The organism is Asticcacaulis sp. W401b (assembly GCF_046503825.1).
In the GTDB taxonomy this organism is placed as follows: domain Bacteria; phylum Pseudomonadota; class Alphaproteobacteria; order Caulobacterales; family Caulobacteraceae; genus Asticcacaulis.
This window is the reverse complement of sequence record NZ_JBKFEE010000004.1, coordinates 188,152-208,468: the sequence shown is the minus strand read 5'-3', so window position 1 is coordinate 208,468 and position 20,317 is coordinate 188,152. Positions and strand designations below refer to the sequence as shown.

The 20,317-nt window shown below is 60.0% G+C and carries 18 protein-coding genes and 1 tRNA gene; 4 read left to right on the top strand and 15 right to left on the bottom strand.

All coding sequences use genetic code 11. The features are described from left to right. The first annotated feature begins 73 nt into the window (after window positions 1–73). A complete protein-coding gene (locus ACK8OE_RS10765) occupies window positions 74–1,087 on the top strand; it encodes an IS30 family transposase (protein ID WP_410272532.1) in 1,014 nt (337 codons plus the stop codon). 74 nt (window positions 1,088–1,161) lie between these two features. On the opposite strand, the gene ACK8OE_RS10760 is transcribed toward ACK8OE_RS10765, so the two are convergent. From ACK8OE_RS10760 to dusB, 7 genes are all read right to left on the bottom strand, one after another. Further along, a complete protein-coding gene (locus ACK8OE_RS10760; RefSeq protein WP_410272531.1) occupies window positions 1,162–3,591 on the bottom strand; it encodes a beta-galactosidase in 2,430 nt (809 codons plus the stop codon). 72 nt (window positions 3,592–3,663) lie between these two features. Next, window positions 3,664–5,010, bottom strand: a complete 1,347-nt coding sequence (gene hflX / locus ACK8OE_RS10755) for a GTPase HflX (RefSeq protein ID WP_410272530.1) — start codon at window positions 5,008–5,010, stop codon at window positions 3,664–3,666. A gap of 115 nt (window positions 5,011–5,125) precedes the next feature. Next, window positions 5,126–5,374: an RNA chaperone Hfq gene (gene hfq, locus ACK8OE_RS10750; RefSeq protein ID WP_013480329.1), complete on the bottom strand. Its 249-nt coding sequence runs from the start codon at window positions 5,372–5,374 to the stop codon at window positions 5,126–5,128. 181 nt (window positions 5,375–5,555) lie between these two features. Continuing rightward, window positions 5,556–6,428, bottom strand: coding sequence for a D-amino-acid transaminase (locus ACK8OE_RS10745; protein WP_410272529.1), 873 nt, complete (start codon window positions 6,426–6,428; stop codon window positions 5,556–5,558). 186 nt (window positions 6,429–6,614) lie between these two features. Further along, complete coding sequence (locus ACK8OE_RS10740; protein ID WP_013480331.1) at window positions 6,615–8,018, bottom strand: sigma-54-dependent transcriptional regulator; 1,404 nt, start codon at window positions 8,016–8,018, stop codon at window positions 6,615–6,617. Next, the gene (locus ACK8OE_RS10735) at window positions 8,018–10,228 is read right to left on the bottom strand and encodes an ATP-binding protein (protein WP_410272528.1); all 2,211 of its coding nucleotides are present in this window, start codon (window positions 10,226–10,228) and stop codon (window positions 8,018–8,020) included. Before ACK8OE_RS10735 ends, ACK8OE_RS10740 begins: the two co-directional genes overlap by 1 nt. Before the next feature lie 286 nt (window positions 10,229–10,514). Next, entirely contained in the window at window positions 10,515–11,498 is a 984-nt protein-coding gene (gene dusB / locus ACK8OE_RS10730) for a tRNA dihydrouridine synthase DusB (protein WP_410272683.1), read from the bottom strand. Between the two features lie 65 nt (window positions 11,499–11,563). On the opposite strand from dusB, the gene ACK8OE_RS10725 reads away from it, so the two are divergent. After that, window positions 11,564–12,709, top strand: coding sequence for a bifunctional 2-C-methyl-D-erythritol 4-phosphate cytidylyltransferase/2-C-methyl-D-erythritol 2,4-cyclodiphosphate synthase (locus ACK8OE_RS10725; protein WP_410272527.1), 1,146 nt, complete (start codon window positions 11,564–11,566; stop codon window positions 12,707–12,709). A gap of 253 nt (window positions 12,710–12,962) precedes the next feature. Here the strand turns inward: ACK8OE_RS10725 and ACK8OE_RS10720 are convergent, their stop codons facing one another. The 7 genes from ACK8OE_RS10720 to ACK8OE_RS10690 all read right to left on the bottom strand — a co-directional run bounded on the left by ACK8OE_RS10720 (window position 12,963) and on the right by ACK8OE_RS10690 (window position 17,758). Further along, on the bottom strand, window positions 12,963–13,772 hold the full coding sequence (locus ACK8OE_RS10720; protein WP_410272526.1) for an MBL fold metallo-hydrolase: 810 nt from the start codon (window positions 13,770–13,772) through the stop codon (window positions 12,963–12,965). Beyond that, a complete protein-coding gene (locus ACK8OE_RS10715) occupies window positions 13,769–14,545 on the bottom strand; it encodes a TatD family hydrolase (RefSeq protein ID WP_410272525.1) in 777 nt (258 codons plus the stop codon). The genes ACK8OE_RS10720 and ACK8OE_RS10715 overlap by 4 nt, the downstream gene beginning before the upstream one ends. A 1-nt stretch (window position 14,546) precedes the next feature. After that, entirely contained in the window at window positions 14,547–15,557 is a 1,011-nt protein-coding gene (locus tag ACK8OE_RS10710) for a DNA polymerase III subunit delta' (protein WP_410272524.1), read from the bottom strand. A gap of 1 nt (window position 15,558) precedes the next feature. Next, window positions 15,559–16,197 (bottom strand): dTMP kinase, encoded by a 639-nt coding sequence (gene tmk / locus ACK8OE_RS10705; protein WP_410272523.1) that lies wholly within the window; start codon window positions 16,195–16,197, stop codon window positions 15,559–15,561. Window positions 16,198–16,259: 62 nt separating this feature from the next. Continuing rightward, window positions 16,260–16,985 carry a septal ring lytic transglycosylase RlpA family protein gene (locus tag ACK8OE_RS10700; protein ID WP_290795143.1) on the bottom strand — a complete coding sequence of 242 codons (726 nt, stop codon included), beginning with the start codon at window positions 16,983–16,985 and terminating at the stop codon, window positions 16,260–16,262. Between the two features lie 113 nt (window positions 16,986–17,098). Then, complete coding sequence (locus ACK8OE_RS10695; RefSeq protein ID WP_410272522.1) at window positions 17,099–17,452, bottom strand: DUF1304 domain-containing protein; 354 nt, start codon at window positions 17,450–17,452, stop codon at window positions 17,099–17,101. A 216-nt stretch (window positions 17,453–17,668) separates the two neighbouring features. Then, window positions 17,669–17,758 (bottom strand) — tRNA-Ser (locus tag ACK8OE_RS10690). A gap of 169 nt (window positions 17,759–17,927) precedes the next feature. Between ACK8OE_RS10690 and ACK8OE_RS10685 the strand changes: the two genes are divergently transcribed. Further along, window positions 17,928–19,271 (top strand): glycoside hydrolase 5 family protein, encoded by a 1,344-nt coding sequence (locus ACK8OE_RS10685; RefSeq protein WP_410272521.1) that lies wholly within the window; start codon window positions 17,928–17,930, stop codon window positions 19,269–19,271. A 39-nt stretch (window positions 19,272–19,310) separates the two neighbouring features. Here the strand turns inward: ACK8OE_RS10685 and ACK8OE_RS10680 are convergent, their stop codons facing one another. Next, the gene (locus tag ACK8OE_RS10680) at window positions 19,311–19,925 is read right to left on the bottom strand and encodes a hypothetical protein (protein ID WP_410272520.1); all 615 of its coding nucleotides are present in this window, start codon (window positions 19,923–19,925) and stop codon (window positions 19,311–19,313) included. Between the two features lie 89 nt (window positions 19,926–20,014). On the opposite strand from ACK8OE_RS10680, the gene ACK8OE_RS10675 reads away from it, so the two are divergent. Next, the gene (locus ACK8OE_RS10675) at window positions 20,015–20,248 is read left to right on the top strand and encodes a sulfurtransferase TusA family protein (protein ID WP_126423767.1); all 234 of its coding nucleotides are present in this window, start codon (window positions 20,015–20,017) and stop codon (window positions 20,246–20,248) included. The last annotated feature ends 69 nt before the right edge of the window (window positions 20,249–20,317 follow it).

Below are 20,317 nucleotides of genomic sequence, written 5' to 3'. Positions count from 1 at the left end.
GATAGGGGGGACTCTATTTTGAAGTGCGAATGATCAACCAAATCAGTCGCCTCTTCAAAAGCGAGATATAACATTGGGCCATCATTACCGCCACATCGACATGGCTGAGCGTCGCCAGATTATGAAGCTTCTGGAGCGCAAGGTTCCGTTGTCGCAGATCGCAAAGATGGTTGGACGCCATCAGTCGACGATTTATCGTGAACTGCGCCGCAATTTTTTCCGGGATAAGTACCCGGAATTTTCAGGCTGGTTTCCGTGGACAGCCAGCGAACTTGCCCGCAAGCGGCGGTTTAAACAGCGCAAGCTTGAACGTAATCGTACCCTCCGGGCTTATATCATCGAAAAGCTTCAGCAACACTGGTCACCAGAGCAAATCGCTGGAAGTCTGAAACTTCATCCAAGGCTCGAAGCCCAGACTGGACGTGTTTGCTCCGAGACGATCTATCGGTTTGTCTATGATCGCAGCAACCGTGACATGGCGCTATATACGCTTCTTGCCAAACGAAGACGTAAACGACGTGGATTGCGGGGGCGAAAACCACGCGGCTCCCATATTCCGTTGTATTGCAACATAAATAAGCGGCCTGAAGATATCGCTAATCGCGAGACCTTCGGTCACTGGGAAGCGGATCTCGTGATTTTCCGCCGTGAATACGGCAAGGCAAATATTACCAGTCTGCTGGAACGAAAGAGCCGCTATCACATTGTCATACGCAACAAGGACCGTCACTCGGTCGGTGTACTTGGTGCGATTGAACAATCTTTACGGGCCCTTCCAGCACAAGGCCGGCAGACCATTACTTTTGACCGCGGAACTGAGTTTATGGCCTGGCGCAGCCTCCATCAAACGTCTGGCATCAAAAGCTACTTCTGCGACACCGCCTCTCCCTATCAGAAAGGTTCTGTTGAAAATGCCAATGGTCGCCTCAGGCGCTATCTACCATTGGAAACGAACCTGGCCATCGTCGAGGACGCGAAACTGTCCGAAATGGCTCGGCGGATGAACAATACGCCCCGCCAGTGTCTAGGTTACCGGACACCGAGTGAGGTGTTTCAGGCCGAACTGGCGCAGTTACCCCTGCCCTGATAAGATAAACCGACCATTCGCACTTCAGGTAGAGATCACAATAGATGGGCAGGCTATGCGGCCCGCCTTCCGGTCTATTTCAGCGTCAGTTCGTATTCGGGCGTCAGTCGGATCGCGTCGATGCGCGCCACCTGACCCTCTGTGAATTGTGGTTTCACACTGGCGTCGAAATAGACTTTTGAATCTTCGCGCAACGGCATGACGCTGAGCGTCAGTGGCTGCGTCAGCTTGTCGGCATAACGCTTGAGCCCAATACGCCATGTCCGCCCGATATAGTATTCGTCGTCGAGCATCTGCGGCCCTGAAAACAGCCTTGCCACATCGCCCTGATAATCGACATCCAGATAGACGTCGGATACCCCTTTCAGTGCGTCCTTGGGCACCTTCACCGTCCACGCGGCCGAAGCCCCAAAGCTCTCCGGTTCAGGCACGACGGGTGTGTTTCGCGGCCCCCAGGTCTTCAGCGGCGGTGCCTTGCCGGCCGGGCGCAGAAGCTGCCATTCAGCGGTGAGTTTGACCTCTGGCGCCGTGGCTGACCAGCTTTGAAACAGGCCCTTTGATGCTTCACGTTTTAGTTTCAGATTTGCAGAAAAATTATCTGATAAATATGGATAAATCTCAAATTTGAATTGCGATCCGGTTTGCCGGAACGTCGCGCCACCCTCGGCGTTTCCAAAGACGTGTGCGGCGCTGAGGATCAGATGCGGACGGCCCTGCACGGTCACGGTAGTCAGGCTTTGCGCCTGAGCTTCGCTGAGCAGCAGCAGGCGTGCGGTCTTGCCGTTTGTGCCGGTGACGGTAACGATGCGCCCGGTGTCAGGCAGTAATCGTATCTGCACCCCCTGCGGGGTCTTTTTGGCCCCCGCAACGGTACGCACGGCTTTCGCTTCAAAGACAAATTCCGGCTCGATCTGACCCGTCGCGGCGAACACATAAAGATCGCCCTTCCCGTCATCAAACTTCGTCACCGGCTGGGCCGTGGCCCAAAGGAGATTGATGCCGGACAGGTCGAAATGGACGGGCCAGATAAAGGCGGCGCCCTCTTCGACTGTCACGCCTTTGGACGGCAGGGTCAGGGTTTCGCCGCTGAGTTTCACCTCAAAACGCGTATCCAGATGCGCGGGCGTGGCGTACTGGCGCACGTGATTATTGACGAAGACAAAACCCGACTGACCATCGCCTCGGAACGCCCAGCGCAGGGTTTTCAGATCATCGGCGGCTGCCGGTTTTATCTCAGGGGCGTAACCGCTCATCGGGGCCAGACGATCTCCGAAGGCCTGAAGGAAGGCGTGAATGGGTTTGAGTTTATTCAGGACCGGGTGCGCCTGACCATACTGACCCAGAGGGGCCTGAAAATCGTAGCCGAGCTTAGGCACATCGTTGTACCCGCCGCTGGCCATGCTTTCGTCGCGTGACGGCGACCCCGGCGGGTTCTGCCCGCCCTGAAACATATAATAGCCCAGAAGATTGACACCTGAGCCGACCTTGGTGATCACCATGTCGGCGATATCGTCAGGGCTGATCAAAGGACGGCGACGATACATTTGCGGCACGCCCCCACCATATTCCGCGCCAAAGAAGGGCGTGATGTCACTGTCGCGCGCACCGTCATCCTGTGTTGAGGTGCGCCCCTGCGCCCCCAGACCCTTCTCATTACGCACGCCAAACTGAAACAGATAGCTCGACTTGGGCGGCAGGATGCCCGCAGAAGCCGACCATGGTTCATCGACATAGGTGCCGAAGACGGGGATCACTTCTCCGCGCGGAAAGACCGCATTGTCCCAGCCGGTGACCGTGTACAGCGGCACATCAAAGCCATGTGCGCGCAACATCTCCTTCAATCGGGAAATGTGATCGGGTCCCTGAAGCGGCCCGGTGCGGTTATATTCGTTCTCGATCTGAATGCCGATAACGGGGCCGCCGTCCTTCCACAAAAGCCCCCTCGCCTGTTCGGCCACCTGTTCGAAGAAGGCATCGACATAGCCAAGATAGGTCGGGTCGTTACTGCGCGTCGGGACGGAATCGACCACCCAGTCCGGAATGCCGCCAAAGCGCACTTCCGCATGGGCCCAGGGGCCGGGACGCAGATAGACATAGAGGCCGTGTTTCTGCGCCAACTGTATGAATTTACGAAGGTTTCGGTTCCCGCTCCAATCAAAGCTGCCGGGGCGTTCCTCGTGGTGCTGCCATATGACATAGGTGGCGACGACGGTGACGCCCGCCGCCCTCATCTTGAGGAGTTGTTCTTCCCAGTATTGTTCCGGAAAACGGGTATAATGAAACTCGCCCATAACCGGCAAAACGGGTTTGCCATTGAGCGTAAGGTAGCGATCATTGACGCTGATGACCTGCCCCGAAGGCGACAGGCCGGTCCCCATTTTCAACAGACCTTCACGCGGTGCCGGAGGCGCCATCTGCGCATCGACCCGCACGGTTTCCGCCGAAGCGACACTGCACAGCAGGCTCAGCACCGCGGTCGAGGCGGCCAGAAGATTTCCGTTCATTGGCATTTCCCTTTTTGATTGGGAAATTTGTACGACAATAAGCCGTGCCCGCCAAGCGCTGTATCGAAAAATCTATGCCCGGCCCGTCATCTGCTCATAGCGGCCCAAGGCCTGATCCGAGAGCTTGACCTTTAGGTGGATATGACCGGTTTCGTCATCAAACCGATCCAGCACGCGGCCCTGAGTGTACAGAAAGGCCAGAAGCTGACCGTCCTGCGGCGCCAGTTCGACGTCGATTTCGGTGCCTGCCTCATCCACCTTGAGCGCGATGTCGCTGAGGAGTTTTTCAATCCCCTCACCCGTGATCGCCGACACCATGATCGGCTTGTTCATGGCGCGATCCAGCACGGCACGGCTGTAGAGGATGTCGCGAGCTTCTTCGTCCAGCAGATCGATCTTGTTCCACACCTCGATCAGACGCGATTTATCGAGGTCCGGATGGATATGGGTCAGCACCTGCATCACGTCCTGCGCCTGCGCGTCGCTTTCCGGATTTGACATGTCGCGCACGTGCAGGATCAGATCGGCTTCCAGCACCTCTTCCAGCGTGGCGCGGAAGGCGGCGACCAGTTCGTGCGGCAGATCGGAGATAAAGCCCACCGTATCGGAAATAATAGCCGCCCGCCCGCCCGGCAGTTTCAGGGTGCGCAGCGTCGTGTCGAGTGTGGCGAACAGCATGTCCTTGGCCAGCACTTCGGCGCGAGTCAGGTGATTGAACAGGGTCGATTTGCCAGCATTGGTATAGCCGACCAGCGCCACAATCGGGTACGGCACCTTCTTGCGCGCGCTGCGGTGCAGGCTGCGGGTGCGGCGCACCTCGTCCAGTTCCCCCTTGAGCAGCTTGATCTTGTCGGCGATCATACGGCGGTCGAGTTCGATCTGGGTTTCGCCGGGCCCGCCGGTCGTACCGGTGGCGCGCTGACGCTCAAGGTGGGTCCAGGTCCGCACCAGCCGCGAGCGTTCGTATTCCAGCCGCGCCAGTTCAACCTGAAGCTTGCCTTCGCGTGTGCGGGCGCGACGGCCGAAGATTTCGAGGATCAGGCCCGTGCGGTCGATGACCTTGCGTTCCCAGGCTTTTTCGAGATTGCGCTGCTGGATCGGCGTCAGGGTGGTGTTGACGATGACGAGATCGGCTTCGACCTCTTCGCACAGGGCAACAATCTCCTCGACCTTGCCGGAACCGAAAAGCGTGGCCGGGTTGGGCTTGCGCACCCGTGCGGTGTCAGCAGCGACAATTTCAAGGTCGAGTGCGATGGCCAGACCGGCGGCTTCGTCCAGACGCGATTCATCATAGCGCCGTGCCGCAGGCACGCCCTGGGGCTGACGCGGCGAAGACGGCGCGTGCGGAGCGGCCATGTCGGGGTCGATGATGACCGCCCGCTGAGTTTCCGGCGTGCGGTTTACAAATTTGGTGCTCAAAAGAGTCCTTTGGACGACAAGACGCACATCCCAAAAAGTGTAAGCGGTTTTTGGATCAGATGTGCGTCAAAGCGAAGAGATCAAGGCGTGATCCGATCAGTGATCGGAGCGCGACTTAATCGTCCGAGTCTTCTTCCTGCTCATACAACTGCACCGGCGCAGCAGGCATGATGGTCGAGATCGCGTGCTTATAGACCAGTTGCGACTGACCGTCGCGGCGCAGCAGCACGCAGAAATTATCAAACCAGCTGACGATGCCCTGAAGCTTGACGCCGTTGATCAGGAAGATGGTGAGAGGCGTTTTGGATTTACGAACGCTGTTGAGGAACGTGTCCTGCAGGTTTTGTTTCTTTTCGTGGGACATTTAGTCGCCCTTCTTGTTAGACATTGCGAGCCCAAAACGGGCTTCACACACAGACATAAGCAAAAGTCACGAAATCACAACGCACAGGCGCACATAATTTCGTGAAGTATCATAGGCGACAATCGGGGGACAATTCAACCGAACACTACATAACATAATATTTCGGTGGAATTCCAAACCTTTACAGGTCAATACCAGCGGAACGCCGCGCCCGCTGGATATAGGCCTCACGCAGCCGCAGCGACAATTCGCCCGGCACACCATCACCGATCAGCGAATCGTCAATCTGTACGATGGGCATAACGAAGGTCGAGGCCGCCGACAGGAACGCCTCTTTGGCGCGTTTGGCTTCCTCCAGCGTGAAAGCGCCTTCGGAGACATCCACACCCTCTGCCCGCAGGATGTCGAGCAGGCTGATGCGCGTCACGCCCGGCAGGATATTGGCGCGCAGGCTACGCGTCTTCACCTCGCCCTCTGCGGTGACGATATAGACATTGGCCGACCCGCCTTCGGTCACAAAACCTTCGGCATCAACAAAGATCACATCGGAAGCCCCCACCTCACGTGCCGCCTGTTTGGCCAGCACATTGGGCAGCAACCCGACCGTCTTGATATCGCAGCGCCCCCAGCGGTTGTCGGGGGCCGAGACCACACGGATGCCCTTGCGCGCCTTCACTTCGGCCGCCTGACGGTCCACCGGCTTGGCGGTGATAACCAGAGCCGGTTTGACCGGCTCCGTCGGGAAGACGTGGTCGCGCGGGGCCACGCCGCGGCTCACCTGAAGATAGACCAGACCCTCACTGATGCGATTATGACGAATGACCTCGTTCAGCACCACCACCAGAGAGGCGCGCGGCATCGGCATGGCGATATGCAACTCGCGCAAACTCCGCTCCAGCCGGTTGAGATGCCCCGCCAGATCGGCCAGTTGCCCGCCAAACACCGACCACACCTCATAGACGGCGTCGGCAAACTGATAGCCGCGATCCTCAATATGCACGGCAGCATCGACATGGCGCACATAGGCACCGTTCACATAGGCAATACGGGACATGGTAATCTCAATAAACCGGAACGCCTCAAAGAGACTCAGGCTCGCAAAAAGAAAAAAGACTCAAGGGGCCGCAGGCCCCCAAAAAAACACAAAAAACTCAAGGGGCCGCAGGCCCCTTGCCCCCCTTAACTGTTCAGCCACGAACGTCAAGGCTGAGCACACGGTTAGGGCACGAGCCCCCTCGCCTTACACCTCTTCGTCCTCAACGCCGCGAATATGGGCCAGACCCAGCGACTTCAGCTTGCGGTGCAGGGCCGAGCGCTCCATGCCGATAAAGTTCGCAGTCCGCGAAATATTGCCGCCGAAGCGCACGATTTGCGACGACAGGTATTCGCGCTCAAACACTTCGCGGGCGTCACGCAGCGGCAGGGCAATGATCCGCTCCGGGCGGATGGCCCCGGCCACGGCTGATTCCACCACCTCAGCCGGCAGCATCTGCGCCGTGATCGGCTCGGACGGATCGCCGGAGGCCAGGATCAGCAGGCGCTCGATATTATTGCGCAGTTGGCGGACATTGCCCGGCCATTCGTGCACCTGAAGCGTCGCCATAGCGTCTTCTGACAGGGTCCGCTTGGGCAGGCCCTGAGCACGCGAAATGCGCTCGATGAAGTAGTTGACCAGTTCGGCAATATCGCTGCGGCGTTCAGACAGGCCGGGGACGCGCACCGGCACCACATTGAGGCGGTGGAACAGGTCTTCGCGGAAACGCCCGGCGGCGATTTCCTGCGTCAGATCCTTGGAGGTCGAGGAAATGACGCGCACATCGACCTGCACGTCATTGACGCCGCCAACGCGCACGAAGCGCTGTTCGACCAACACCCGCAGGATGCGGCTTTGCGACTCCATCGGCATGTCGGCCACTTCGTCGAGGAACAGGGTGCCGCCGTGCGCGCGCTCAAACACGCCGATCTTGCGCGGGCGGCCCTCTTCGCCCTCTTCACCGAACAGTTCGACGTCAAGACGCTCCGGTGTTACTCCGGCGGACGAGATAGGCACAAATTCGCAGCGCGCGCGGGGGCTGGCTTCGTGGATCATGCGCGCCACCAGTTCCTTGCCCGACCCGGCGGGCCCGGAGATCATTATGCGCGAATTGGCCGGCGCGACCTTGGCGATGGTGGTGCGCAGAAGCTGCGCCGCCGCCGAATTGCCGATTAAGCCATCCGGAACCACGGCCTGACCGCGCAGGCGGCGGTTTTCACGGCGCAAAGACGCCAGTTCAAGCGCTCTCTGAACCACCATGATCAAGCGCTCGGTTTTAAACGGCTTTTCGATAAAGTCGTAAGCGCCGCGCTTGATGGCCGAGACGGCGGTTTCGATGGTGCCGTGGCCCGAAATCATGATGGCCGGAATATCCGGGTCCAGTTCGCGGATGACATCGAGCAGTTCCAGCCCGTCCAGCCCGCCGCCCTGCATCCAGATGTCGAGCACGCACAAGGACGGTTTGCGCGCCTTGATCGCCCGTAACGCCGCGCCAGAGTCGGCGGCCGTTCTGACCGAATAGCCTTCGTCTTCGAGGATGCCCGCGATCAGTTCGCGGATATCGGCCTCGTCATCGACCACCAGAATATCTACGCCAGATGATACCTTCATCACACCCTCATCAGTCTTGCCCCGCTATCGGGAGCTTCATTGGTTTGAGCCGGAGCCTGGGTCTTGGGTAACCGCAATATGGCCCGTGCCCCGCTCAGATGGACGGCGTCCGCCAGATAGAATTCGCCGCCATGATCTTCGAGAATACGCTTGACGATGGCGAGGCCGAGCCCCGTCCCCTTTTCGCGCGTGGTTACATAGGGTTCGGTCAGACGGTCGCGGTCCTTATCCGGCAAACCGATACCGTCATCCTCGATTTCGATCGTCAGGAACCCGTCGCTCAGGTGCATTTCAACCCGCATCTGACCGCCCTCACCGCCGCCATTGGCCATATGGCGTGAGACGATCGCCTCTCCGCCATTTTTGAGCACATTGCCCAGCGCCTGCGACAGAAGGCGACCGTCGCAGACGACTGTGACTTCCGGCAACGGCTCGACAATGTCGATCTGCACATCCGGCTTGGCCACGCGCTGCGAAAAGACCATCTGGCGCACAAGTTCCGCCGCGTCTTCTTCGGCAAAGTTCGGGACTGGCATCCGCGCAAAAGCCGAAAACTCATCGACCATGCGCCCTATATCGCCCACCTGCCGTACAATCGTGTCGGTCAGGCGATCGAAGGTTTCGCCATCGGTTTCGATCTGTGAGCGGTATTTGCGCTTCAGACGTTCCGCCGACAACTGGATCGGTGTCAGGGGATTTTTGATCTCATGCGCGATGCGGCGCGCCACATCCTTCCAGGCGGCGTTGCGCTGGGCGGCCACAAGGCGTGTGATGTCGTCGAAGGTCAGAACCGCGCCGCCCGTATCCAGCGATGAGGCGCGCACGCGCACGCGGCGCGTATCGCCCTTGCGCACCAGATCGACCTCGGCTTCCTCGACCTTGTGCGGCGTTACCTTGTCGAGAAGCTCGCAGATTTCCGGGGCCAGTTCGCGGATATGCTGCCCGAAAGACTCTTCGGTGGGGATCGACAGGAAGTGAGCGGCGTGCCGGTTGATGGCCGAAATCTGCTCGTTTTCGTCGATACCGATAATGCCCGCCGAAATTTCCGACAGCACGGTTTCGATGAAGCGGCGGCGTTCCTCCGCCTCTTCATTGGCCGATTTCAGCGCTGCCTGCTGGCTTTGCAGGTCGCTGGTCATGCGGTTGAAGGCGCGCGACAGGACGGCGATGTCTTCGGACTGCTTGTCGGTCATGACGCGCGCATTGAGGTCGCCCGACGCCACCTTGTCCGCCGCCTGCACCAGCCGGGCGACGGGCACGGCGATGGAGTCCGCCGCCGAGGTGCCGACCCAGATGGCGCCGATCAGGACCAGCAGCACGGTCTCCATATAGGCCAGCGCAAACACGCCCTGCACGCGGACCGAATTGCGGGCGGATTCCCGAAGCGCATCAATAGCTTCCTTGGCACTTTGCACCTTGGGCACGATGCCGGGCGTCAGGGTTTTGACCGCATAAAGCTTGGCCCCGTTGTAACCCTGAAGCGGATAGATCATGCGGATCGTGTCCGGTGCCGCAAACAGACCGCCGCCGATATCGCCTTCATTGGCTGTATCTATGGCCACCTGATTGGGCGCCAGAAAGGGCGGTGCACCGGGGTTTTCCGCCCGCGCCAGCACCTGCCCGCTGTCGTCGATAATATAGACCGCCGCCAGTTCCCCGCGGATCGAGATCAGTTCACGCAGGGCCTGCGAAAAGCTGAGGCGCTCCGAAAACATACGGATCAGTTCCGGGCGTTGCAGATCACGCGCGATGTCGGTCAGCGTATCGCGCGCCGTATTGGTCTGGGTTTCGATAAAGGCGGCCCCGATGTCGGCGCTGTTTTCCACCGACGACTGCACCCGCGCTGAAAACCACGTTTCCACGCCGCGATTGACCAGCACACCGAAGAAAAGGGCCACGACGAAGGCCGGCGTCACCGCCGCCAGAGCGAACAGAGTTACAAAGCGCACATGCAGGCGCGTTCCCGCATCCTTGGCCCGTGAGCGCGCCAGTTGCAGCACCCGTCGCAATACGAAGAAGCTCAGGCCCAGCAGCAGCGCCAGATTCAGACAGACAAGGCTGAACAGAAAGACGCTCGAGGGCCCCAGCGGCCCGGCGCCGGGCGCCGCAATGATGATCCAGATGATGAAGGCCGTCATCAGGGCCGACAGGCCATAGGCACTGACCATAGCCAGACGGCCACGGCTGGCATTTTTCAGCCCCCGCGTCATTCGGGCCCACGAAAGGCCGAAGCGCCGTTTGATACCTGTGTCTTTCAAAACCCGGCTTTCCAGATGCCACAATGGAGCGCAATCCGATAAAGTGGGCACCACTTTATGGATAAATTGCGCGTTCAAACAAACCTCAGAGCGTGCTGAGTTTGTGTGCTAAGGCAGTACGCTCTGAGGGTGGCATTTGTGCACTACTGTGTCCAAATATCAACATCGATGTTGCAGGAATGCGGCGAATTTGCCGACACGCGATCACGAAATGTTTTCGGATTCCCCTAAACGGGTATCACACAAACAGGGCGCTCAACTCCCGTTCGATGAGCGCGGGATCGTCCAGACGGCATAGCCGTGCCTTATCCTGACGCCGAGTCGCCGGGTCTTCGCTATAATCGCCAGCTTCAATATACCAGCCCAGATGCTTCTTGAACATTTTGAGGCCCAGACCGTCGCCATAGAAGCCGAGACTGTCGTGCATATGTTCGAGGATCAGTTCCAGACGCGCCGATCCGGTTGGCTCAGGCGGATTTTCGCCGCTCAACGCCGCATCGAGTTGCGCCGCCAGCCACGGACGTCCATAGACGCCGCGCCCGATCATCAGGCCATCGGCTCCGGATTGGGTCAGAGCCTCGCGCGCTGTGTCACCATCAGTAATGTCGCCATTCACGATGACGGGGATGGACACCGCGGCCTTGACCTGCCGCACAAAGGCCCAGTCGGCCTCCCCTTTGTAAAACTGCTGGCGCGTGCGACCATGCACCGTCACCGCCTGCACCCCGATGGCCTCAGCCCGGCGTGCCAGTTCCGGGGCATTACGGCTGTGGTCGTCCCAGCCCATCCGCATCTTGACCGTCACCGGTCGCGAGGTCGCGCTGACGGCCGCCTCCATCAGGCGGCTGGCGGCATCGAGGTCGCGCATCAAGGCCGATCCACACAGCACGCCAGTCACCTCCTTGGCCGGGCAACCAAAGTTGAGATCGACAATATGCGCGCCCGACGCTTCGGCCAGAGCCGCACCGCGTGCGATAAAGTCCGGGTCCTTGCCGATCAGTTGCACGATCTTCAGGCCAGCATGTTCCCCCAGAGCGAATTTGCGCACCACGTCCGGACGCCCGCGCTCCAGCTCGGCGCAGGCCACCATCTCGGTGGCCGCATAGGCAGCCCCCAGCTTCGACGCCATGCGGCGGAACGGCAGATCAGACACGCCGGTCATAGGCGCGATCAGGGCGCGCCCGGCAATCTCCACATCTCCGATCCTAAGACTGTGCGTCATCATGGGCGCGAAATAACCGCGAAGCCCTCTTTACGCAATGGGCGACGTCCGATTAAGACAAAGCCATGAGTTTCAATGCGATCATCGTTGCCGGCGGTTCGGGTCAGAGATCAGGCGGCAAAAAGCAATGGATGCCGTTGCGCGGCAAGCCTGTCCTAAACTGGTCAATCGAAGCCTTTGCCCGTGCCGGAGCCGCCGACATCGTGGTGGTGGTACCGCGTGACGACCTTGATCACGCCACCCTGACGCTTCAGGGGCTGGAGCGGGTGCGCGTCGTGCCGGGCGGTGCCACGCGCGCCCTTTCGGTGCAAAGCGGCCTCAACGCCTTGCACGAAACCGCTGCGCCGGATGATCTCGTGCTGATCCACGATGCGGCGCGGCCCCTGCTGAGCGTCGATCTGATTGAAGCGCTGGTGACTCGGCTGCATACGGCGCGCGCCGCCATTCTGGCTGTACCGGTCACCGACTCGCTGAAGCGTGCCGAAGATGGCCGCATCATTGACGCGCCGTCGCGTAACGGCCTGTGGCGCGCCCAGACCCCTCAGGCCTTCCGCCTGAAAGACATAGCCGACGCCTATGCCCAGTGGACGGGTGAGGTCGAGGCCACTGATGAGGCCATGGTGGCCGCCGCCGCCGGGATCAGGGTTGAGATCGTCGAAGGGGCGCAGCGGCTTCAAAAACTCACCTATCCCGAAGATTTTGCCGTGCTGGAGGCCTTTATGCCCGCTCAACAGATGCGTATCGGTCAGGGCTTTGACGCCCACCGCTGGGGGCCTGGCGAAAGCGTGTGGCTGTGCGGCGTGGAGATCACCCACGATCAGACCCTGATCGGCCATTCCGATGCCGATGCTGGCCTGCACGCCCTGACCGATGCTCTTCTGGGGGCAGCGGGATTGGGTGATATCGGTGATCACTTCCCGCCGACTGACCCGCAATGGAAGGGCGCGCCGTCTGACTTGTTTCTGCGTCATGCGGCCGAACTGATCCGCCAGCGCGGGGGTGAAATCGTCAATGCCGATGTGACCCTGATTTGCGAGCGCCCAAAGATCAAGCCGCATCGGGAGGTCATGCGTCAGAGGGTGGCCGACATTCTCGCGCTTGATGTGTCGCGAGTCAGCATCAAGGCCACAACCACTGAAAAAATGGGCTTCACCGGTCGCGAAGAAGGACTGGCCGCACAGGCGGTGTGCCTGATCACGCTGCCATCCTAATGCGGTGCACAATCACGAATTTTTAAACATTGTAACGGAAGATGCATTTTTATTATTATCAACAATTGTTTACCTGAAATTTTGCATGAAATGTAGCTAATGCTGCTATGCAAAATTTCAAATGACAACGCTCTGTAAATATGATGAATTGAAAACGTTCGGGGTGGGTTTGTTTTTAAAACCCATAATTTTATTCAATTTTTTAAGCTGTTCTTTTTTTGCGTTCCAACCTTCCCCACCCCGAACAGGCTTCCTAAAAATCCGTATCGATCATCATCTGATCATAGGCAGGGACGACACCGTCCGGTAGTTTCGCCCGCAATTCGTCGTAATCCATTTCCTGATGCAGATTGGTCAGCACGGCCAACTCAGGCTTGACGCGTGCGATCCATTCCAGCGCCAGATCGAGATGCGCGTGGGTCGGGTGCGGCGCATAGCGCAGGGCGTCCACAATCCAGACCTTCAGCCCGTAAAGCTGCGCAAAACTGTCCTCCGGCAGGTCGCTGATGTCGCTGGAATAGGCCACGTTCCCGATACGATAGCCGACGGAGCGGATAGGGCCGTGGATCTGATCGAAGGTGACGACCGGCACCTCGCCGCCCTCACCCGTCAGATGGAACCTCTCCCCGAAGGACGGCAGGGCCATCGGCGCACAGATCGGCGGATAGCCGAACTTTCCCGCAAAAATATAATCGAACCGGCTGAGCAGGGTCTGACGCGTCGCTTCGTCCATATAGCCCGGCACCTGCATTTTGCGCAAAAGCGCAAAGGCCCGCATGTCATCTATGCCGTGCGTCTGGTCGGCATGATCGTGCGTCCACAGCACGGCATCCAGATGATCAATGCCCGTCTGCATGATCTGGGTGCGAAAATCCGGAGACGTATCGACCACCACATTGGTTGCCTGATCCGGGGAAGACGGATCAAAGGCCTGAAACAGGGCCGAACAGCGGCTGCGGCGGTTCTTCGGGTTGTGCGGATCGCAGCGCCCCCAAAACCCATCGGCACGCGGCACGCCGGTCGAACAGCCTGAGCCCAGTATGGTGGTCCTCAACCGTCTCATGCGCGCGGGATCCGCTTGAACAGGGCGTAGAAGGCGTCAGTCGTCCGCGCGATCGTGTCTTGGCGCGTCCAGCCACGGATTTCCGCCAGCTTGTCATAGACATGCGTCACATAGGCCGGTTCGTTGCGCCGCCCGCGCATGGGAATGGGCGCCAGATAGGGGCAGTCGGTTTCGACGATGATGCGCTCCGCCGGCATGTCCGCAATAATGTCGCGCACGTCCTGCGCCGCCTTGAAGGTGGCAATGCCTGACACCGAGAAATAGGCCCCGATCCCGGCCGCCTTCTTCGCCAGCTCCGCCCCGGACGTATAGCAGTGCAGCAGAAAGGTGAACGGCCCTTTGGCGTGTTCGTAGGAAAGGATCTCCCACATTTCCGCATCGGCTTCGCGCGTGTGGACCACCAGCGGCAAGCCACTTTGGCGCGCCGCGTGGACATGGGTACGGAACACAGCCGCCTGAATGTCGCGCGGGCTGTAGTCATAGTGAAAATCCAGCCCGCATTCGCCGATACCGACCACCTTGGGCCGTTGCGCGAGCGTCAGCAGGTCGGCGACGTTGAGGTCCGGATTTTCCCTGGCCTCGTGCGGGTGCGTGCCCACCGTGGCCCAGATGTCCTGATGCGTCGTCAAACCATAGCAGGTTTCGAAATTCGACACCCGATCGCAGATATTGACCATCAGCCCCACCCCGGCCTCACGCGCCCGGTCGATCACCGCGTCACGGTCTTCGTCGTATTGCGGGGCGTGCAGATTGACGTGACTGTCGATAAGCATATTACCTTAAAGCCTTGATATCATTTACGATGGACCAGAAATATTCGCCGCGATCCAGATTGACGCCTTCGGTTTCGGCGACGACCGTGCTGAGCCTGACCCACAGCTCCGACCATTGCCGTCCACGCGCCGGCGCATCGGCGCTGAGCGCCCGCTCCTGCACACGGTCACTGAGCGCAGCAATAAATTGCGCGAACTTTTTGGGGCCGTCGATCTTCGAGGAATTCGTCTTGAACATCGTCATCAGTGGCAGCAGATCAAAACGCGCGGGCGGCGTATCCGACAACAGCCGTGCCGCCAACTCGTCCATCTCCAGTGCCCCCTCTTCCCACAGCCGCAACCCCTTGCCGGGTGAGCCCTTGGCCATCACCACCAGCCGTTCAAGCTGTTCGGGGCCAAGCTCGGCGCGCGCCGTGATAAAGCGCTGAACCGCCTCATCGTCCCAGGGCGAAAAGCCCAGACGTCGGCAGCGCGAGCGGATGGTGGCCAGCAGCTTGCCCGGCGAATGCGAGATGAGAAACAGCAAACCGCGTTCAGGTGGCTCCTCAAGAATCTTCAGCAAGGCATTGGCTGAATTAATATTCAGGTCATCGACGGCATCAACGATGCAGACGCGATAGGCCGAACGCGAGGGCGCCTTGGAAAAGAACTCTCCCACTTCGCGCACCGCATCGACGGTGATGTTCTTGCGCGTCTTGCCGTCCTTCTGCTCGCGTTCCAGCACCAGCAGGTCCGGGTGCGACTGCGCCACGATCAGGCGCCCATCCGGGTCCTCTTCGGACATGCCCAGAATGCCGAAGCCCCTGTCCCGCTGATGCCCCATCAGATAGCGCGCCGCGCGATAGGCAAAGGTCGCCTTGCCCACCCCTTCCGGCCCGCACAGCAGCCAGGCGTGATGCAACCGCCCGCGCGACAGCGCTTCGACAAAGGCCGTTTCCTGCGCTTCGCCCTGAATGAAATCAAAGACCTGACGCGGATGGGCGACGGCGGTATCGTCTTCGGTCACCGCCATCTCAGCTTCCCTTCAGTTCGGCAAAGCGATCCGACACCACGCGCCAGATATCGGCCCTGATGTCTTCAATCGCGCGGTCAGCGTCGATCAGGCGATAGCGCTCAGGATGAGCGGCGGCGCGCCTGCGGAAGCCCTCACGCAGGCGCTCGTGAAAGGCCAGCCCTTTGGACTCAAAGCGATTTTCGGCATCGCCGCGCGCCAGCGCCCGCTGCAAGCCCGCTTCCGGCGGCATATCCATCACGATGACCAGATCGGGCTGGGTGTCCCCCACCACGGCGGCGTCGATGCTTTCGATCAGGTCCGGCGTCACGCCACCGCCCGCCCCCTGATAGGCGCGGGTGGAATCGGAAAAGCGGTCGCAGACGATCCAAGCCCCGCGTTCCAGCGCCGGCCGGATCACCTGCTCCAGATGGTTGGCGCGCGCCGCATACATCATCAGGGTTTCAGACATCGGCGACCAGCGCCCGGCCTCACCGGTCACCAGCAGCTCGCGCAGCGCCTCCGCGCCGCTGGAACCACCCGGTTCGCGCGTCTGCACCACCTCAAGCCCCAGTTCGCGCAGATGCGCCACCAGCGCCTTCACCTGGGTGGATTTTCCGGCCCCCTCGCCGCCTTCGAATGTAATGAATCTACCGGTCATGTCTGCCGATACATCGGCCAAGCGCCGGGCTAAGACAAGGCTAAAATCAAAACCCGCCCAAATTACTCGTCGCGCGTCAGAATGGCGTCAAAATAGCCCGCCGCCAGCACCTTTTGCCGATAAAGCTCGGCCTTTTGCGCCCCCTCGAACGGCCCCAGCGTCACGACATAGAGCCCGCGCCGTTCATCGACCCGCGCGCGCAACTGGTCGCTGACCCGTTCAGCATTGGCGCGCTCGGAAAAGGCCCCGACCTGCACGCGATACCGCTGGCGATCCCCGTCCGAGGGCTCAGGCGATGCCGCGGCATAGGTTGGCCGTGCCCCCAGTTCCGCCGGACCCAGAAACTTGATACGCACCCGTGCCGTGCCGGTCTGATGCACGCCCAAGGCCTTGGCGGCCCCCTTCGACAGATCGAGCAGGCGCCCATCGACGAACGGCCCACGATCATTGAGCCTCAGCCGCAGGGTGCGGCCATTGTCGAGATTAGTCACCTCAATCACCGAGGGCAGCGGCCAGGTCTTATGCGCCGCCGACAGGGCATTGGGGTCAAAACGCTCGCCCGTCGCCGTCAGGCTGCCCGACTCGTGGCCGTACCAACTCGCTGTCCCTGTGAGCGTGTCGCCAATATCCGGCACATAGGGGCGATAGGTGTCGCCGCGCACCTTATAGGGCCGCAGGTTAGCGGCGCGATACTGCCCGTTCTTCACCACGTCCGGCCCGTCGCGCGTGCTCAGCTTCGGCCCGCCCGCACAGGCGGCCAGAAGCCAGAGGCTTGCCAAAACAAGCATTTGCACTGATCTCTTCGCAATCAGGTTCAATTGGGTGGACATGGGACGCCCCGCTCAACACATTCTGTGCCCAAACAGGGTAAAAAGAAATGGAAAAGGCTTGGTTAACCTGCCTAAAGATTAAGCCCCAGCGCAATCAGGGCCAGCGCCGCCGGAAGCGCCTGAATAAACAAAATCTTGCGGCTGGCCGTCGCCGCGCCATAGACCCCGGCCACCACGACGCAGATCAGAAAAAAGACCTTGAAGGCCTCAGCGTGCGGTCCCGGCACCAGCCCATAGATCAGACCGGCGGCCAGAAACCCGTTATAAAGCCCCTGATTGGCCGCCAAAGTCTTCGTCTGCGCCGCAAATTCGCGGCTGAGACCAAAGGCCTTCAACCCCGCCGGTTTCTGCCACAGAAACATCTCGAGGATCAGGATATAGATATGGATCAGCGCAACCAGCGCGGTCAGAACGGTGGCGATCATGGAAGCGTCCTCTTTTATGCCTAGCAGGGTATGCCGCATATAGCGAACGGGCAAGTGCCTGACGCACGGGCGAACAGGGTGGGATTGGCTCCGCTGCGCTCCGCCGAACCTTCGCTTCGCTTCGGTTACGAACCCCATTTCCCCGTGGGTTCGAGTCCCCACCCCCGACGATCATACACAAAGACCGGCCCTTTTGAGGCCGGTCTTTGTGTATGATGGCGGACAGGGTGGGATTCGAACCCACGGTAGGCTTCCACCTACGGCGGTTTTCAAGACCGCTGCCTTAAACCACTCGGCCACCTGTCCTTGCCTTTGAGCGGAATGCGCTTCTATCGTGACACTTGGCGATTGCCAAGAGCCTGTGGGGATAAATCCTCAGCCGTCAGCCAAAAACGTCCATTCATCGATTAAATATTTCAAAAATAATTATTACAGGTTAAGTTGCGTCCACCAAAAACAAACAGGAAGGATTCCCATGCCCGCGTCCCTTTCCCGCCGCAGCGCCCTGCTGGCTTCCCTCAGCCTCGGTGCCCTGACGATGGTCAGCCATGCCTCGGCTGCCACCCCGACCGGTGATTTTGTTACCGTTCAAGGCCCGCATTTCAAACTCAAAGGCGAAACCTATCGCTTTGTCGGGGCCAATATCTGGTACGGTGCCTATCTGGGGGCCGATGCCGCCTTCGGTGACCGCAAGCGTCTTCAGAAGGAACTGGATGATCTCAAGGCGCTGGGGGTCACCAATCTGCGCGTTCTGGCCTCGTCTGAGCTGTCGCCGCTGAAAAACTCGCTCGATCCGGCCTTCCGCACGCGCGAAAACGGCAAATACAACGAAGACCTGCTGATCGGTCTGGATTACCTGCTGGTCGAAATGCACAAGCGCGGCATGAAGGCCGTGCTGTACCTGACCAACTTCTGGGAATGGTCGGGCGGCATGATGGCCTATCTCGACTACACGACCGGCCACTATATCAATAATGGCGACCCGGCCCACCCGTGGCCGGAGTTTGCCGATGTCGGCTCGCGATTCTATGCCAATGAAAAGGCCGTGGCCATGTACCACGACTATGTGCAGTTCCTGCTCAAGCGCACCAATTCGCTGACGAAAAAGCCGTATCGCGACGACGCCACCATCATGGCCTGGCAACTCAGCAACGAGCCGCGCCCCGGTGGCGGGCCTGAAATCGCCGCGCAGCACATGCCGGCCTATCTGGCGTGGATTTCATCGACGGCTAAACTGATCCGCTCGCTGGCGCCGCATCATCTGGTGTCGCTGGGTCATGAAGGTCTGATGGGCGTCGTCGGCAATGAAACATTCCTGATCGATGCGCATAAGGAGATCGACTACCTGACGGCGCACATCTGGCCGCAGAACTGGAGCTGGGTCGATGGCAAGGACCTGCCCGGCACTTTTGATGCCGGCGCGGCCAAGGTGCAAAAATATATCGACGACCATATCCGCATCGCCACGGCGATGAACAAGCCGCTGGTCTTCGAAGAATTCGGCTTCCCCAGAGATGAAGTGAAATATGAGCCGGGCACGCCAACCATCTGGAAAGACAAGTTTTATGGCATGATCTATAAGGCGGTCGAAGACGCGGTGAAAACCGGCGGGCCGGTGTCGGGGTCGAACTTCTGGGCCTGGGGCGGTGCGGGCCGCGCCCTGCATAAGGACTACTGGATGCTGCGGGGTGAAACCGCCTATGTCGGTGATCCGCCGCACGAGCCGCAGGGCTGGTACAGCGTCTTCAATACCGACACTTCGACGCAAGGCCTGATCCGTCAGCACGCCGAGCGGATCAAAAAGCTCAAAGTTTCCTGATGTGTTTTGTGAAAAGGCCGGGTTAACCCCCGGCCTTTTTTATGGTTTTATGGGGTTAACTGCAGGCCCCGCCGGTGCCGTCGCGCCGCCCAGGCCCGGCAAAACCGCCGTCTGGTAATCCGGCGGAATGACGAACCATTTGGCATCCTGAGCCCCCCTGGCATAGGCCACGACCTGAAACAGCGGGGCATTGCGCCCCTTCTGTGTCATCTGCATCAGGATGCCGTCGCTATTGGCGCAGGCCATGCCCGACTGATTAAGATAGCCGCTGAATTCCAGCGTGCGGCACGGTTGTCCGGCCATCAGGCTTGAGCCCACCGGACGCACCGTCGCGCGCGCTTCCAGCGTCGCCAGATCAAGCGGCAGAGGCAGCAGGGCCGCTTCACGGTTCAAGGGGAACAGCAGCGCGATGCGTTTACCGCCCGCCGACGTCAGATGGATCAGAACCCCCTTGTCGCGGTCGGCAATATAGGTCTGAGACACACCGCCGCTCAGCATATCCAGCCGCATTTTCGCCCCTGTCCGGCGCACCTCCACCGGCGTCTCAAACCCGGCCATGCGGATGCGGGCGAAGAAATCCGGCTCGGAGGACACCTGCGCGTTGGCGACCGGCGTCAGGGCCATCAGTGACAACAGAACGATCAGCCAGCGCATGGGGCGACTCCTCTATCCCGCTTGCATTTGCGCGGATTCGGCGGCATTGACCACGCCTTCTGCATGGGAAAGGCATTTTTGAGACCTCTGTGACCCCGACCGAGCCGCCTGCCCTGCTGATCGACGCCCGTGGCCATCGCTGCCCGGTACCGACCCTTCGCCTGCGTAAGGCCCTGTCCGAGCATCCTGACGCCGTCATCACCCTCCTGGCCGACGATCCGATGGCGCAGATCGACGTGCCGCACTTCTGCCAGCAGAACGGATTTCGCCTGATCGCCTCCGTCGCCGAAGACGCCCACAGGCGTTTTGTCGTCAGCGGTTAAACCTTTCCGGCGCGTTTACCTTTTGGCGAGACGAATCGTTTAGGCCTTTTCTACCGCTTGTTTGGCGGC

What these genes read in the sequence shown, in the direction of transcription:
- ACK8OE_RS10695 (WP_410272522.1), bottom strand. Translation starts at nt 17,452, where the DNA reads ATGATCGCCACCGTTCTGACCGCGCTGGTTGCGCTGATCCATATCTAT.
- tmk (WP_410272523.1), bottom strand. Translation starts at nt 16,197, where the DNA reads ATGACCGGTAGATTCATTACATTCGAAGGCGGCGAGGGGGCCGGAAAA.
- ACK8OE_RS10735 (WP_410272528.1), bottom strand. Translation starts at nt 10,228, where the DNA reads ATGACGCGGGGGCTGAAAAATGCCAGCCGTGGCCGTCTGGCTATGGTC.
- ACK8OE_RS10715 (WP_410272525.1), bottom strand. Translation starts at nt 14,545, where the DNA reads ATGCTTATCGACAGTCACGTCAATCTGCACGCCCCGCAATACGACGAA.
- ACK8OE_RS10760 (WP_410272531.1), bottom strand. Translation starts at nt 3,591, where the DNA reads ATGAACGGAAATCTTCTGGCCGCCTCGACCGCGGTGCTGAGCCTGCTG.
- ACK8OE_RS10745 (WP_410272529.1), bottom strand. Translation starts at nt 6,428, where the DNA reads ATGTCCCGTATTGCCTATGTGAACGGTGCCTATGTGCGCCATGTCGAT.
- ACK8OE_RS10700 (WP_290795143.1), bottom strand. Translation starts at nt 16,985, where the DNA reads ATGCTTGTTTTGGCAAGCCTCTGGCTTCTGGCCGCCTGTGCGGGCGGG.
- dusB (WP_410272683.1), bottom strand. Translation starts at nt 11,498, where the DNA reads ATGACGCACAGTCTTAGGATCGGAGATGTGGAGATTGCCGGGCGCGCC.
- hfq (WP_013480329.1), bottom strand. Translation starts at nt 5,374, where the DNA reads ATGTCCCACGAAAAGAAACAAAACCTGCAGGACACGTTCCTCAACAGC.
- ACK8OE_RS10720 (WP_410272526.1), bottom strand. Translation starts at nt 13,772, where the DNA reads ATGAGACGGTTGAGGACCACCATACTGGGCTCAGGCTGTTCGACCGGC.
- ACK8OE_RS10740 (WP_013480331.1), bottom strand. Translation starts at nt 8,018, where the DNA reads ATGAAGGTATCATCTGGCGTAGATATTCTGGTGGTCGATGACGAGGCC.
- ACK8OE_RS10710 (WP_410272524.1), bottom strand. Translation starts at nt 15,557, where the DNA reads ATGGCGGTGACCGAAGACGATACCGCCGTCGCCCATCCGCGTCAGGTC.
- ACK8OE_RS10685 (WP_410272521.1), top strand. Translation starts at nt 17,928, where the DNA reads ATGCCCGCGTCCCTTTCCCGCCGCAGCGCCCTGCTGGCTTCCCTCAGC.
- ACK8OE_RS10725 (WP_410272527.1), top strand. Translation starts at nt 11,564, where the DNA reads ATGAGTTTCAATGCGATCATCGTTGCCGGCGGTTCGGGTCAGAGATCA.
- ACK8OE_RS10680 (WP_410272520.1), bottom strand. Translation starts at nt 19,925, where the DNA reads ATGCGCTGGCTGATCGTTCTGTTGTCACTGATGGCCCTGACGCCGGTC.